The organism is Stenotrophomonas maltophilia, assembly GCF_039555535.1.
GTDB lineage: Bacteria > Pseudomonadota > Gammaproteobacteria > Xanthomonadales > Xanthomonadaceae > Stenotrophomonas > Stenotrophomonas maltophilia_Q.
Genome location: NZ_CP154630.1, coordinates 267,120 through 280,948, shown reverse-complemented (window position 1 = coordinate 280,948; position 13,829 = coordinate 267,120). Strand labels below are relative to the sequence as shown.

Annotated in this window: 12 protein-coding genes and 1 riboswitch; of the genes, 6 read left to right on the top strand and 6 right to left on the bottom strand. The window is 66.7% G+C overall.

Features of this window, described 5'->3' with window-relative positions:
• The first annotated feature begins 91 nt into the window (after positions 1-91).
• From AASM09_RS01165 to pncA, 4 genes are all read left to right on the top strand, one after another.
• Positions 92-1,141: a bifunctional nicotinamide-nucleotide adenylyltransferase/Nudix hydroxylase gene (locus AASM09_RS01165; RefSeq protein ID WP_049429763.1), complete on the top strand. Its 1,050-nt coding sequence runs from the start codon at positions 92-94 to the stop codon at positions 1,139-1,141.
• A gap of 64 nt (positions 1,142-1,205) precedes the next feature.
• Entirely contained in the window at positions 1,206-2,615 is a 1,410-nt protein-coding gene (locus AASM09_RS01160) for a nicotinate phosphoribosyltransferase (RefSeq protein ID WP_049429764.1), read from the top strand.
• 95 nt (positions 2,616-2,710) lie between these two features.
• A riboswitch (cobalamin riboswitch) is annotated at positions 2,711-2,904 on the top strand.
• A 156-nt stretch (positions 2,905-3,060) separates the two neighbouring features.
• Positions 3,061-3,732 (top strand): epoxyqueuosine reductase QueH, encoded by a 672-nt coding sequence (locus tag AASM09_RS01155; protein WP_049429765.1) that lies wholly within the window; start codon positions 3,061-3,063, stop codon positions 3,730-3,732.
• A gap of 56 nt (positions 3,733-3,788) precedes the next feature.
• On the top strand, positions 3,789-4,415 hold the full coding sequence (gene pncA / locus AASM09_RS01150) for a bifunctional nicotinamidase/pyrazinamidase (protein ID WP_049429766.1): 627 nt from the start codon (positions 3,789-3,791) through the stop codon (positions 4,413-4,415).
• 98 nt (positions 4,416-4,513) lie between these two features.
• Here the strand turns inward: pncA and purU are convergent, their stop codons facing one another.
• Positions 4,514-5,365: a formyltetrahydrofolate deformylase gene (gene purU, locus AASM09_RS01145; RefSeq protein WP_049429870.1), complete on the bottom strand. Its 852-nt coding sequence runs from the start codon at positions 5,363-5,365 to the stop codon at positions 4,514-4,516.
• Between the two features lie 114 nt (positions 5,366-5,479).
• Here purU and AASM09_RS01140 point away from each other — a divergent pair, with 114 nt between their 5' ends.
• Entirely contained in the window at positions 5,480-6,391 is a 912-nt protein-coding gene (locus tag AASM09_RS01140; protein WP_049429767.1) for a LysR family transcriptional regulator, read from the top strand.
• 3 nt (positions 6,392-6,394) lie between these two features.
• Here the strand turns inward: AASM09_RS01140 and AASM09_RS01135 are convergent, their stop codons facing one another.
• From AASM09_RS01135 to AASM09_RS01125, 3 genes are all read right to left on the bottom strand, one after another.
• Positions 6,395-7,495, bottom strand: coding sequence for an NADH:flavin oxidoreductase/NADH oxidase (locus AASM09_RS01135; protein ID WP_080355043.1), 1,101 nt, complete (start codon positions 7,493-7,495; stop codon positions 6,395-6,397).
• Positions 7,496-7,654: 159 nt separating this feature from the next.
• Complete coding sequence (locus AASM09_RS01130; protein WP_100443743.1) at positions 7,655-8,461, bottom strand: NAD-dependent protein deacetylase; 807 nt, start codon at positions 8,459-8,461, stop codon at positions 7,655-7,657.
• Positions 8,462-8,516: 55 nt separating this feature from the next.
• Positions 8,517-8,918 (bottom strand): acyl-CoA thioesterase, encoded by a 402-nt coding sequence (locus AASM09_RS01125; protein ID WP_004153688.1) that lies wholly within the window; start codon positions 8,916-8,918, stop codon positions 8,517-8,519.
• Between the two features lie 154 nt (positions 8,919-9,072).
• On the opposite strand from AASM09_RS01125, the gene AASM09_RS01120 reads away from it, so the two are divergent.
• Positions 9,073-9,708, top strand: coding sequence for a LysE family translocator (locus AASM09_RS01120; RefSeq protein WP_049429770.1), 636 nt, complete (start codon positions 9,073-9,075; stop codon positions 9,706-9,708).
• A 132-nt stretch (positions 9,709-9,840) separates the two neighbouring features.
• Here the strand turns inward: AASM09_RS01120 and AASM09_RS01115 are convergent, their stop codons facing one another.
• Complete coding sequence (locus AASM09_RS01115; protein WP_049429771.1) at positions 9,841-10,860, bottom strand: ribonucleotide-diphosphate reductase subunit beta; 1,020 nt, start codon at positions 10,858-10,860, stop codon at positions 9,841-9,843.
• A gap of 130 nt (positions 10,861-10,990) precedes the next feature.
• Entirely contained in the window at positions 10,991-13,393 is a 2,403-nt protein-coding gene (locus tag AASM09_RS01110; RefSeq protein ID WP_049429772.1) for a ribonucleoside-diphosphate reductase subunit alpha, read from the bottom strand.
• Positions 13,394-13,829: the final 436 nt, after the last annotated feature.

Sequence of the window (13,829 nt, the reverse complement as noted above, 5' to 3'; positions counted from 1 at the left end):
CTGCAGGCTTGACCCGCCCCGCCATCGGCGTAGCATCTGCAGCAAGCCAAGGGACAGACCTGCGGCTGCCACAACGACATGAGGGATTCTCATGGAATTCGACTATCTCGTCTTCATCGGGCGTTTCGAGCCCTTTCACAACGGCCACGCCGCCGTTGCGCGCCTGGCCCTGAGCCGGGCCCGCAAGCTGATCTTCCTGGTCGGCTCTGCCGATACCCCCCGCAGCCTCCGCAATCCCTGGACCGTGGCCGAACGTGCCGTGATGATCCAAGCCGCCCTCGACGGCCATGGCGACCGCCTGCTGATCCGCCCGCTGCGTGACCACCTGTACAACGAAGCCCAGTGGATCGCCAACGTGCAGCGCCAGGTGGCCGAGGCCCTGCGCAACGACGGCGCCGCGGCCGATGCCAGAGTCGGCCTGATCGGCATGGACAAGGATGCGTCCAGCTACTACCTGCGCGAGTTCCCGCAGTGGCCGCTGGTGGACGTGCAGCACACCGCCACGCTGTCGGCCACCGAACTGCGGCGTTACCTGTTCGAGGCCGGCGACGTGGACTTCCACGGTGCATTGCTGATGCTGCGTGGCAATGTGCCGGCGCCGGTCTTCGACATGCTCGAAGCGTTCCGCAAGAGCGCGCCGGCCTATGCCCAGCTGGTGGCCGAGTACCGCTTCATCGAGCAGTACAAGGCCGCCTGGAAGGATGCGCCCTACGCGCCGACCTTCGTCACCACCGATGCGGTGGTGGTGCATTCGGGCCACGTGCTGCTGGTGCGCCGCCGCTCGGAACCCGGCAAGGGGCTGTGGGCATTGCCCGGCGGTTTCGTCGGCCAGGAACAGAGCCTGCTCGACAGCTGCCTGCGCGAACTGCGCGAGGAAACCCGGCTGAAGATCCCGCTGCCGGTGCTGAAGGGGTCACTGAAGGGCCAGCAGGTCTTCGACCACCCCGACCGCAGCCAGCGCGGCCGCACCATCACCCACGGTTTCCACTTCGAATTCCCCGCCGGCGAGCTGCCGCCGGTGCGCGGCGGCGATGACGCCGACAAGGCGCGCTGGGTACCGGTAAGTGAAGCCCTGGACATGGGCCCGCAGCTGTTCGAAGACCACCTGCACATCCTGGAGTATTTCCTCGGCCGCGGCTGACAGGCCCGGCCTCCCCACTGGCGGATAGACCGCCGGTGCCACCCGACGCGAAGGAGCTTCCGTCATGCACTACCTCGATAATCTTCTCCTCAACACCGACAGCTACAAGGCCAGCCACTGGCTGCAGTACCCCCCGGGTACCGATGCCACGTTCTTCTACGTCGAATCGCGTGGCGGCCTGCACGATCGCACGGTGTTCTTCGGCCTGCAGGCGATCCTCAAGGACGCACTGGCACGGCCGGTCACCCACGCCGACATCGACGACGCTGCTGCGGTGTTCGCCGCGCATGGCGAACCGTTCAACGAGACCGGCTGGCGCGATATCGTCGACCGGCTTGGCGGCCACCTGCCGGTACGCATCCGTGCCGTGCCCGAGGGCAGCGTGGTGCCCACCCACCAGGCACTGATGACGATCGAGTCGACCGATCCGGCCGCGTTCTGGGTGCCGTCGTACCTGGAAACGCTGCTGCTGCGGGTGTGGTATCCGGTCACCGTGGCCACCATCAGCTGGCACGCACGGCAGACGATTGCCGCGTTCCTGCAGCAGACCAGCGACGATCCGCAGGGGCAGCTGCCGTTCAAGCTGCACGACTTCGGCGCGCGCGGTGTATCGAGCCTGGAATCGGCCGCGCTGGGCGGTGCCGCGCACCTGGTCAACTTCCTCGGCACCGATACCGTATCGGCCCTGTGCCTGGCCCGCGCGCACTATCACGCGCCGATGGCCGGCTATTCGATTCCCGCCGCCGAGCACAGCACCATCACCAGCTGGGGCCGCGAGCGTGAAGTGGACGCCTACCGCAACATGCTGCGCCAGTTCGGCAAGCCCGGTGCGATCGTGGCGGTCGTGTCGGACAGCTATGACATCTACCGCGCGATCAGCGAGCACTGGGGTACCACCCTGCGCGATGCAGTGATCGCCTCGGGCGCCACCCTGGTCATCCGTCCCGACTCGGGCGACCCGGTGGAGGTGGTGGCCGAAAGTCTGCGCCGGCTGGATGAAGCGTTCGGCCACGTGATCAACGGCAAGGGCTATCGCGTGCTCAACCACGTGCGGGTGATCCAGGGCGATGGCATCAACCCGGATATGATCCGCGCCATCCTGCAACGCATCACCTACGATGGCTACGCCGCCGACAACATAGCCTTCGGCATGGGCGGCGCCCTGCTGCAGCGACTGGACCGCGACACGCAGAAGTTCGCGCTGAAATGCTCGGCGGCACGGGTCGACGGTGAGTGGGTCGATGTATACAAGGATCCGGTCACCGATGCCGGCAAGACCAGCAAGCGTGGCCGCATGCGCCTGCTGCGCCGCCTGGGTGACGGCAGCCTGCATACGGTGCCACTGCCGGCCAACGGCGACGACACCCTGCCGGTCGGCTTCGAGGACGCGATGGTGACCGTGTGGGAGAACGGGCACCTGCTGCACGACCAGCGGCTGGACGACATCCGCGCGCGGGCTGCGGTGGGACGTTGAAGGTACGTCCCGCCCGGGGTCGGATCCCGTTGCAGCGCAACGGGCTCTGCCCCCTTGACCCTGGCCAGCAACCCGTCCACCGTGGGCGCGCCGAAGGTATCCCTCCAGGCGTTCACGCGCGGGGAGGGATTTAAACGGGAATCCGGTGAAGGCGCCTCACGCGCCCATTCCGGAGCTGCCCCGCAGCGGTGAATGGAAACGAATCCTGCCAACAGCACTGGGCTCACGCCTGGGAAGCGGCAGGGAGTAGGTGGGCTGCGGCCCGTGTCCATCAGCCCGAATACCGGCCCCGGCCGGGGGACACGACCGTCCCCTGATTCGACCTGGACTCTCCGCGGGGAGGGTGCCGGGGCCGTCGTCGTCCTGCGCGCGCAGGCGGTGTGGCCGCGCGCGTCCTGTTCACGGTATCCGGCCAGCCCACTTCCACGCCCTGACGCACCCGACGATGACCGAGTTCCAACGCCCCGCCCTGACCCTGCCCGCCGACGGCAAGCGCCTGCTGCTGCATTCGTGCTGCGCACCCTGCTCCGGCGAAGTGATGGAGGCGATCACCGCCTCCGGGATCGACTACGCGATCTTCTTCTACAACCCCAACATCCACCCGGTGAAGGAATACGAGCTGCGCAAGCAGGAGAACATCCGCTTCGCCGAGAAGCACGGCATTCCGTTCATCGACTGCGACTACGACACCGACAACTGGTTCAGCCGTGCGCGCGGCATGGAGAACGAACCCGAGCGCGGCATCCGCTGCACGATGTGCTTCGACATGCGTTTCGAGCGCACCGCCCTGTACGCGCACGAACACGGTTACGACACCATCAGTTCTTCGCTGGGCATCTCGCGCTGGAAGAACATGGCGCAGATCAACGACTGCGGCATCCGTGCCGCGTCGCGCTATGAAGGCCTGCAGTACTGGGACTACAACTGGCGCAAGGGCGGCGGTGCCAGCCGCATGATCGAGATCAGCAAGCGCGAGCAGTTCTACCAGCAGGAGTACTGCGGCTGCGTGTATTCGCTGCGCGATGCCAACCGCCATCGCCGCGAGAACGGCCGCGAACGGATCAAGATCGGCCTGCTGTACTACGGGCAGGACGCTGGGACGCCGCAGGGCGATTGACCTGTGCCGCCGGGGCGGCCACGCTGGTCGCCCCTTTGCGTTGTAGTGGATCTGCCATGACCGCCCTGCCCGCCGACGTCGCCCTGCTGGTGATCGACCTGCAGCCGGACTTCATGCCCGGTGGCGCGCTGGCCTGCGACCAGGGCGATGCCCTGGTGGCACCCATTGCAGGGCTGCTGGCGCAGCGCCGCTATCGCACGGTGGTGGCCACCCAGGACTGGCACCCCGCCGATCACGCCTCATTTGCCAGCCAGCACCCCGGCAAGCGTCCGTTTGAGACCATCCTGCTGCACGCACAGCCACAGACCCTGTGGCCCGACCATTGCGTGCAGGGCAGCGACGGCGCCGCGCTGCATCCGGGCGTGGACTGGACTGTGGCTGATCTGATCCTGCGCAAGGGCACGCGCCAACAGGTGGACTCGTACAGCGCCTTCCGCGAGAACCACGGTCCCGATGGCGAGCGCCCGGCGACCGGCCTGGCCGGCTGGCTGCACGAGCGCCGCATCCGCGAAGTGCACATGTGCGGCCTGGCCCGCGACTACTGCGTGCTGTGGAGCGCGCAGGACGCGGTGAAGTCCGGCTTCCGGGTGAAGTTCCTGTGGGAGCTGACCCGACCGGTGACCGACGCCAACGATGCGATGGTGCGCGAGGCGCTGGGCAAAGCAGGGATCGCGATCATCTGAGTTGCCCTGTAGAGCCGAGCCATGCTCGGCTCATCCGTCAGATTCACGGCCTTGGGCCGAAGTGCAGCCGAGCATGGCTCGGCTCTACAGAAAGGCCCCTACCGGAATACGACGGTGCGATGCCCGTTGAGCAGGATGCGGTGCTCCACATGGCGGCGAACCGCGCGTGCCAGTACCAGCGATTCGGTATCGCTGCCCAGCCGCACCAGCTCGCGCGGTGCCATCGCGTGGTCCACGCGGGCCACGTCCTGTTCGATGATCGGGCCTTCGTCCAGATCCTCGGTGACGTAGTGCGCGGTGGCACCGATGATCTTGACCCCGCGCGCGTGCGCCTGGTGATACGGCTGCGCGCCCTTGAAGCTGGGCAGGAAGCTGTGGTGGATGTTGATCGCACGGCCGGCCAGTGCGCGGCACAGCGTGGGCGACAGGATCTGCATGTAGCGCGCCAGCACCACCAGGTCGATGCGCTCGTGCTCGACGAGATCGATGATCTGCTGTTCCTGCACCGCGCGCGTTTCGGCGGTCACCGGCAGGTGGTGGAACGGCACCTGGTAGGACGCGGCCAGCGGCGCGAAGTCGGCGTGGTTGGACGCCACTGCCGCGATGTCCACCTTCAGCTGGCCACTGTGGGCGCGGAACAGCAGATCGTTGAGGCAGTGGCCCTGCTTGCTGACCAGCACCAGCAGGCGTGCGCGGCGGCGGCCATCGTGCAGCTGCCAGTCCATGCCGAAGCCTTCGGCGAGCGCGGCCATGCTCGTGTGCACGGTCTCCAGCGGCAGCCCGGCATCGCGGTCGAAGTGCACGCGCAGGAAGAAGCGGCCGCTTTCCTCGTCACCGAACTGCTGGGCGTCGAGGATGTTGCAGCCGTGGTCGAACAGCAGGCCGGACACGCGGTAGACGATGCCGGTACGGTCGGGACAGGACAGGGTAAGAATGGAATCGGGGCGCATCCCCCGAGTGTAGGGCAGCGCCGCGTCCGCCGGATCGATGGTCACCGATGCAACCGAACAGCTTGGTTCAGTCCCAAGCGATACTTGGGTGTACCCGTGGCAAGCTGGTTGGTCATGAACCTGTTGCAACTGATCCGCAGCTTCACCCGCACCGCAGAGACCGGCAGCATTGCCGCCGCGGCCCGCATCCTTGGCATCAGCGCCACCGCTGTCGGCCAGAACATCAACCGGCTGGAGGCCCATCTGGGCGTGCGGTTGCTGAACCGAAGCACGCGGCAGCTGGCTCTCAGCGAGGCCGGCGCGCTGTACCTGGCGCAGGTGCGCCACATCGAAGCCGACCTGGCGCGTGCGCAGGCCATGGTCACCGCCGGCGACATCGAACCGGCCGGGCCGCTGCGCATTGCCAGCAGCAGCGCGTTCGGTCGTCATGTGCTGGCACCGTTGCTGCCTTCACTGCAGCAGCGCTATCCACAACTGCAGCTGGAGCTGCGCCTGACCGACCGCGCCGTGCAGCATGGGCCGGAAGCGGTGGATGCCAGCATCCGCATCGGCGCACAGCTGGAGGACGGCGTGGTCGCACGGCAGCTGGCGCGCGTACCGTTCGTGTTCTGCGCCTCGCCGGCCTATCTGAAGGCGCACGGCACCCCGCGGCAACCCTCCGACCTGGGCAGCCATCGTGGTCTGCTGCACCGCTTCCCCACCGATGGCCGGCCATTGCGCTGGGGCCTGCTGAAGGACGGCCAGCGCGTGGACGCCGCGCTGCCACCAAGCATGGTCTGCGATGACATCGATGCGCTGGCGACGCTGGCGGCGGCCGGTGCCGGCATCACTCGATTGGCTGCGTTCGTGGCCGAGCCCTACCTGCGCGATGGCCGCCTGCAGGCGGTGTTCGGCGCCGATACCGCGTGGCGCCCGGAACCGATGGAGGTCTACTTCTGCGTCAGTGACCGCCGCGACTTCACCGCCAAGATCCGCGCGCTGTTCGAACACCTGCAGGCCGGCATGGCGCCCGCCTGGCGGGTGTGAGCCTCAGCGTGCCTTGAACACGCCACGCGCGTCGCGCGGCTCGCAGCGCAGGTACTGCGGCGCCGGTACCACGCTCTCGCGCAGTGCAGCTGCGGCATGCCACGGCCAACGCGGGTCGTAGAGGATGCCGCGCGCCAGGGCCACGGCATCGGCGTGGCGATGGCGCAGGATCGATTCGGCCTGTTCCGGTTCGGTGATCATGCCCACCGCGATGACCGGCATGCGCACCTTGGCCTTGATCGCCGCCGCGAACGGCACCTGGTAACCCGGGCCGACGGTGATCTTCTGGCGCTCGTCCAGGCCGCCGCTGGAGACATGCAGGAAATCGCAGCCGCGCGCGTCCATCACCTGCGCCAGCGCCTCGCTCTGCACCAGATCCCAGCCGCCATCGACCCAGTCGCTGGCGGAGATGCGCACGCCCACAGCGACCTTGTCCGATACCGCCGCACGCACGGCGTCGAACACTTCCACCAGCAGGCGCAGGCGGTTGGGCAGCGAGCCACCGTAACCATCGGTGCGGCGGTTGCTCAACGGCGACAGGAACTGATGCAGCAGGTAACCGTGCGCGGCGTGCAGCTCGATCAGTTCGAAGCCCAGGCGCTCGGCACGCACCGCGCTGGCGGCGAAGGCGGCGATGACGTCGGCGATGCCGGTCTCGCCAAGTTCCTGCGGCGCTGGATCGGCGGCATGGAACGGCAGCGGCGACGGCGCCACCGTAGTCCAGCCACGGGTATCGTCGGCCGGCAGCTGGCCGCCGCCGTCCCAAGGCCGGTTCACCGAGGCCTTGCGGCCGGCGTGGCCGAGCTGGATGCCCAACGGCATCGGCGACCAGCGGCGGACGCTGGCCAGCACCTGTGCCAGCGCGGCTTCAGTGCCATCGTCCCACAGGCCCAGGTCGGCCCAGCTGATGCGGCCGCGCGGTTCGACGGCGGTGGCTTCCAGGATCAGCAGGCCGGCACCGGACTGCGCCAGGTTGCCCAGGTGCATGGCGTGCCAGTCGCTGGCGCGGCCGTCCTCGGCGGAGTACTGGCACATCGGCGCGATGACGATGCGGTTGGACAGGGTCAGGGGGCCGAACGAAATCGGCGAAAACAACTGGCTCAAGACGGTGATGGACGACGAAGGGGTGCGTATTGCACCGCCGCACGGCCTGCGAATCAACCGTCTGGATGGATCGCTGTTTCGCGCGGCCTGCTGAAGCCGAGCGTGGGCTCGGCTCTACAGAAACCAACACCCCCTTGCAGAGCCGAGCCCGCGCTCGGCTCAGCCCGCCACCCAACCGGCCAACGCCTCGGCGCAGTCCCGCTCGTCCTTGAACTGCAGCAGGTCGTCGGCACGGGTACGGCCACGATTCAGCGCCGCCACCGGCAACCCTGCCTTCGCGGCCGCCTGCACGAAGCGGAAGCCGGAATAGACCATCAGCGACGAGCCCACCACCAGCACGGCATCAGCCTGTTGCAGGTGGTCATGCACCGCCGCCACGCGTTCACGGGGCACGTTTTCGCCGAAGAACACCACGTCCGGTTTCAGCAGGCCGCCGCAGGACGGGCAATCGGGCACCACGAAGCTGGAGAAATCGGTCTCCAGATCGGCATCGCCATCCGGGGCGATGCCGGCCTCCAGCGCGTCCCAGCCCGGGTTGGCGTCCAGCAGGCGCTGCTGGAAGTCCTCGCGGCCGCTGCGGCGTTCGCAGCCCATGCAGCGCACCTGGTCCAGGCGGCCATGCAGGTCGATCACGTTGTGGCTGCCGGCGCGCTGGTGCAGGCCATCCACGTTCTGGGTCAGCAGCACCTGCAGCGTGCCGCGCGCTTCCAGGGCGGCCAGGGCCTGGTGGGTGCCGTTGGGCCGGGCCAGGCCGAAGCGCGGCCAACCCAGCAGGCTGCGCGCCCAGTAACGCTGGCGGGTGGCCGCCTCGCCCATGAAGGCCTGGTAGGTCACCGGCGGCGTGCGTTTCCACTGGCCGTCGGCATCGCGGTAGTCGGGAATGCCCGAGGCAGTGCTGCAGCCGGCGCCGGTCAGCACGAACAGGCGCTGGGCGCGGTCGATGAAGTCGGTCAGCGGCGGGGTCATGGGAGCCAGATGGGGGCGCGTGGGCGCCCCCGCAAGCGCTGGTCAGTTGGCCGGGTCAGGCCGCCGGCAGGGGCGGCACCGCGATCGGGTGGCCTTCCTCGTCCAGCGCGATCATCACGAAGTGGCCGCGGGTACACAGCTTGCGCTCGCCGCTGTGCAGGTCCTCGGCGACCAGCTCCACCTCGACCTTCATCGAGCTGCGGCCGACTTCGACGATGCGGCCGATGGTCTCGACCATCTGGCCGATGCGGATCGGCAGCTTGAAGTCGACCTGGTCGCTGCGCGCGGTCACCACGGTGCGGCGTGAGTAGCGGGCGGCGGCCAGGAAGGCGGCCTTGTCCATCCACGCCAGCGCCTGGCCACCGAACAGGGTGCCGAGGTGGTTGGTGTGGTTGGGGAAGACGATTTCGGCCATGCGCACTTCGGTGGGCGGCACGGTCTCGGGAATCGGGGTCATGGGAGCGGCTTCGGTGTGTGGGGTCCCGTGATTTTATGCGACCGGCGTGACGGCCATCGGAACGAATGTGCAATGGCCACCTGGCAGTGGTGCCTGCGCAGGCCGCGTCCATGGCAGGCGCTACACTGCGCCACGACCACCGCCAGGACCACCCATGCCCGCCACTTCCGACCTTCTGGCCTTTGCACTGGTCTCGCTGGCCATGGTGATCACGCCCGGGCCGAACATGATCTACGTCATCTCGCGCTCGATCTGCCAGGGGCCGATGGCGGGACTGATCTCGCTGGGCGGGGTGGCGCTGGGCTTCGTGTTCTACATGCTGTGCGCGGCGCTGGGCATCACCGCCCTGCTGATGACGGTACCGTTCGCCTACGACGCGCTGCGCATCGGCGGCGCGCTGTACCTGCTGTACCTGGCCTGGCAGGCGCTCAAGCCGGGTGGCCGTTCGCCGTTCGCGGTGCGCGACCTGCCGCAGGACAGCCCGCGCAAGCTGTTCACGATGGGCTTTCTGACCAATCTGCTGAACCCGAAGGTGGCCGTGATGTACCTGTCGCTGCTGCCGCAGTTCCTGCACCCGGACGGCGAAGGCAGCGTGCTGATGCAGTCGATCGTGCTGGGCTCCACCCAGATCCTGGTCAGCGTCAGCGTGAACGGTATGATCGCGCTGACTGCAGGCAGCATCGCCGGCTTCCTGGCTGCGCGCCCGACCTGGCAGGCGGTGCAGCGCTGGCTGATGGGCACGGTACTGGCCGGGCTGGCGGTGCGCATGGCGGTGGAAGGGCGGCGGTAGCCGCCCTTTGTAGAGTGGAGCCATGCTCCACTGCTGTTCGCGAAGATCAATCGAGCATGGCTCGACTCTACAGAAACGAAGAACCCCGGCATTGGCCGGGGTTCTTCGTTGCGGCAGGCCTGACCGGTTCGATCAGAAGTTCATGTCGAAGGCCACTTCGCCCTGCACGCCCACCTGGTAGGCCGAGACGCGGCGTTCGAAGAAGTTGGTCAGTTCCTGCACGTCCTGCAGCTCCATGAACGGCAGCGGGTTGCGCACGTTGTACTTCTTTTCCATGCCCAGCTTGGCGAAGTGCTGGTCGGCGCAGTGCTGCAGGTACTGGCGCATGTCGCGGGTCGAGATGCCGGCCACGCCGCCGGACAGCACGTCCTCGGCGAACTGCACTTCGCATTCGATGGCTTCGGCCAGCATGTCGTAGACCTGCTGCTTCATTTCATCGTCGAACAGGTCCGGCTCTTCCTCACGCACCACGCGCACCGACTCGAACGCGAACTCCATGTGCGCGCTCTCGTCGCGGAACACCCAGTTGGTGCCCGAGGCCAGGCCCGGCAGCAGGCCGCGCGAACGGAAGTAGTACACGTAGGCGAACGCAGCGAAGAAGAACAGGCCTTCGATGCAGGCAGCGAAGCAGATCTGGTTGAGCAGGAACTGGCGGCGCTGTTCGCGGGTCTCGATGCGGGTCAGGCTCTGGATCGAGTCGATCCACTTGAAGCAGAAATCGGCCTTCTTCTTGATCGAGTCGATGTTCTCCACCGCCGAGAACGCCTTGGCGCGCTCTTCCGGATCCGGCAGGTAGTTGTCGAGCAGGGTGAGGTAGAACTGCACGTGCAGCGCTTCTTCATACAGCTGGCGCGACAGGTACATGCGCGCTTCCGGCGCATTGAGGTGCTGGTACAGGTTCAGCACCAGGTTGTTGGACACGATCGAGTCGCCGGTGGCGAAGAACGCGACCAGGCGGTGGATCAGGTGGCGCTCACCCGGCGACATCTTGCTGTGCAGGTCGGTGATGTCGATCTGGAAGTTGATCTCTTCCACCGTCCAGGTGTTCTTGATCGCGTTCCGGTACATGTCATAGAACTGCGGGTAGCGCATCGGGCGCAGGGTCAGTTCAAAACCGGGATCGAGCAGCATCTGCTTGGGCTTGTCGGCCATGGGTGTTTCCTTGTCTTCTCGGGTCAAAACGCCGGGCATGGCCCGGCGCTACCTGGGTGTTTCCGTGCGGCAGCCGAGCATGGCTCGGCTCTACAGGTGCGAGGTGCCGGCAAGGCCGGCACGCCGCGTCTTACTGGCAGGCCTCGCAGGCTTCCGGGTTTTCCAGCGAGCAGGCGATGGCTTCGTCCGGGCTGAACACCTTGGCCGGTGCGGCGGCACTCACCGTGGTCTTGGCGATCTTGGTGGCCGGGCGCGAACGCAGGTAGTAGGTGGTCTTGATGCCCTGCTTCCAGGCGTACATGTACATGGAGGACATCGCGCCGATGTTCGGGCTTTCCATGAACAGGTTGAGCGAGGCCGACTGATCGATGAAGGCGCCACGCTCGGCGGCCATGTCGATCAGCGAACGCATCGGCAGTTCCCACGCGGTGCGGTAGACCTCGCGCAGCGTTTCCGGAATCTGCGCCACGCCGGCGATGGAACCTTCGGCCAGCTTGATGGCGTCGCGCATGTCGGCGGTCCACAGGCCCAGCTTCTTCAGCTCGTTCACCAGGTAGCGGTTGACCTGCAGGAAGTCACCGGACAGGGTCTCGCGCTTGAACAGGTTGGACACCTGCGGCTCGACGCACTCGTAGCAGCCGGCGATCGAGGCGATGGTCGCGGTCGGTGCGATCGCGATCATCAGCGAGTTGCGCAGGCCGTGTTCCTTGATGCGCTCACGCAGGGCATCCCAGCGCGCGGTGTCTTCCGGCACCACGTTCCAGGCGTCGAACTGCAGTTCGCCGCTGGCGGCACGGGTGTCGTTGAACGACGGGTGCTTGCCGCGTTCCTGGGCCAGCTCGCAGGAGGTTTCCAGCGCGTGGAAGTAGATCGCTTCGGCAATCTTCTTCGACAGCGCGCGGGCTTCGGCGCTGTCGAACGGCAGGCGCTTGCGGAAGAACACGTCCTGCAGGCCCATGCAGCCCAGGCCGACCGGACGCCAGCGCAGGTTGGCACGGCGCGCGGTTTCGATCGGGTAGAAGTTCAGGTCGATGACGCGGTCGAGCTGGCGCACGGCCAGGCGCACGGTCTCGGCCAGCTTCTCGAAGTCGAACTCGTTGTGCTCGTCGAAGTGGTTGCCCAGGTTGATCGAACCCAGGTTGCACACCGCGGTTTCATCGTTGGAAGTGACTTCCAGGATTTCGGTGCACAGGTTGGACAGGTGGATCACGTTGCCCGGACGCAGGGTCTGGTTGCTGGCGCGGTTGCACTTGTCCTTGAAGGTCATCCAGCCGTTGCCGGTCTCGGCCAGCGTACGCATCATGCGGGCGTACAGCTTGCGGGCAGAGATCGTGCGGTTGGCCTTGCCCTGCGCTTCGGCCTGCAGGTAGGCGGCTTCGAAGGCTTCGCCGAACAGGTCGGTGAACTCCGGCACCACGCGCGGATCGAACAGCGACCATTCCTGGTCGGCTTCGACGCGCTTCATGAACAGGTCCGGCACCCAGTTGGCCAGGTTCAGGTTGTGCGCACGGCGGGCTTCGTCACCGGTGTTGTCACGCAGTTCGAGGAAGTCCTCGATGTCGGCGTGCCAGGTTTCCAGGTAGACGCAGGCCGCGCCCTTGCGCTTGCCGCCCTGGTTCACCGCGGCCACGGACGAATCCATGGTCTTCAGCCACGGCACGATGCCGTTGGAGTGGCCGTTGGTCGACTTGATGAGCGAACCACGCGAACGCACGCGGGTGTAGCTGACGCCGATGCCGCCGGAGAACTTCGACAGCTGGGCGATGTCGCCGTACTTGGAATAGATCGACTCCAGCGAGTCCTGCGGCGAATCCAGCAGGAAGCACGAGGACAGCTGCTCGTGGGTGGTACCGGAGTTGAACAGGGTCGGGCTGGACGGCAGGTAGTCCAGGTTGCCCATGCGCTTGTACAGCGCCAGGGTCTCGGACACGTCCTCGCTCAGCGCGCTGGCGATGCGCAGGAAGAACTGCTGCGGGGTCTCGATCACCTTGCGGGTGTGCGGGTGGCGCAGCAGGTAACGGTCGTACAGGGTACGCAGGCCGAAGTAATCGAAGTTCAGGTCCAGCGAGATGTCGATGGCATCGTTGAGCTTGCGCGCGTTGGTCTGCACGAAGTTCAGCAGGCGGTCGTTGATCAGGCCGACTTCATGGCCACGGCTGACCGACTGCGAGAAAGCGTAGATTTCCTGGCCCGAGACTTCCTTGGCGATGTAGTTGGCCAGCAGGCGCGCAGCAAGGCGGCCGTACTCGGGCTCTTCACCGATCAGCAGGGCGGCGGTGCGGATGGACAGTTCGTCCAGCTCGCGGGTGGTGGCGCCGTTGTACAGGCCGGAAATGGTGCGGGTGGCCACGCGCATCGGATCGACGGCGTGCAGGCCTTCAGAGGAACGCTGCACCGCGCGCACGATCTTGTTCAGGTCCACCAGTTCGGTGGTCCCGTTGCGCTTGGTCACACTCATCGCGTTGGCCGTCGGCGGCGACGTCAACAGGAACTCGCTTTCCTTCTCGATGGTGGCGCTGGATTCGGTGCTCACGGCGTATGTCCTCTTGGCGTGATTGGGGGTGCTCGATGCATCGGGGTGACGCATCCCGGGACATGACGGCCCAGGATGGCAGGACGGCGTCGCAGGGAATGAGACCCTGCGCCTGCCACTGCCGTTGACGATCGCGGATGGGTGCTGCTGCCAACCCCCAGACTTGGGGTTGCTGCGACCGACGGCCACAAGATAGTGGGGGTAATGGGGTCCGTCAACGCCAAATGTAGTGAAATTCGGCAATCCCTTGCGCCGCAAGGATCGTGCCATCGGCGCCCTGATCAGACGCTTCAGACCTGCCGGAACGGGCTGCGCAGTCAAGCCCGAAAGGCGTCACTGCGGTGGCACAACACACCGCGGAAACGGAACAATGACAGCTTCACATGACAGTGATGAAGCTGGCTAGGGACAACCCTGTGGATAGGTGGTGGGCAGC

Coding starts and splice junctions, on each gene's coding strand:
- AASM09_RS01160 (WP_049429764.1), top strand. CDS start 1,206: ATGCACTACCTCGATAATCTTCTCCTCAACACCGACAGCTACAAGGCC.
- pncA (WP_049429766.1), top strand. CDS start 3,789: ATGACCGCCCTGCCCGCCGACGTCGCCCTGCTGGTGATCGACCTGCAG.
- AASM09_RS01155 (WP_049429765.1), top strand. CDS start 3,061: ATGACCGAGTTCCAACGCCCCGCCCTGACCCTGCCCGCCGACGGCAAG.
- AASM09_RS01115 (WP_049429771.1), bottom strand. CDS start 10,860: ATGGCCGACAAGCCCAAGCAGATGCTGCTCGATCCCGGTTTTGAACTG.
- AASM09_RS01120 (WP_049429770.1), top strand. CDS start 9,073: ATGCCCGCCACTTCCGACCTTCTGGCCTTTGCACTGGTCTCGCTGGCC.
- AASM09_RS01130 (WP_100443743.1), bottom strand. CDS start 8,461: ATGACCCCGCCGCTGACCGACTTCATCGACCGCGCCCAGCGCCTGTTC.
- AASM09_RS01125 (WP_004153688.1), bottom strand. CDS start 8,918: ATGACCCCGATTCCCGAGACCGTGCCGCCCACCGAAGTGCGCATGGCC.
- AASM09_RS01165 (WP_049429763.1), top strand. CDS start 92: ATGGAATTCGACTATCTCGTCTTCATCGGGCGTTTCGAGCCCTTTCAC.
- purU (WP_049429870.1), bottom strand. CDS start 5,365: ATGCGCCCCGATTCCATTCTTACCCTGTCCTGTCCCGACCGTACCGGC.
- AASM09_RS01140 (WP_049429767.1), top strand. CDS start 5,480: ATGAACCTGTTGCAACTGATCCGCAGCTTCACCCGCACCGCAGAGACC.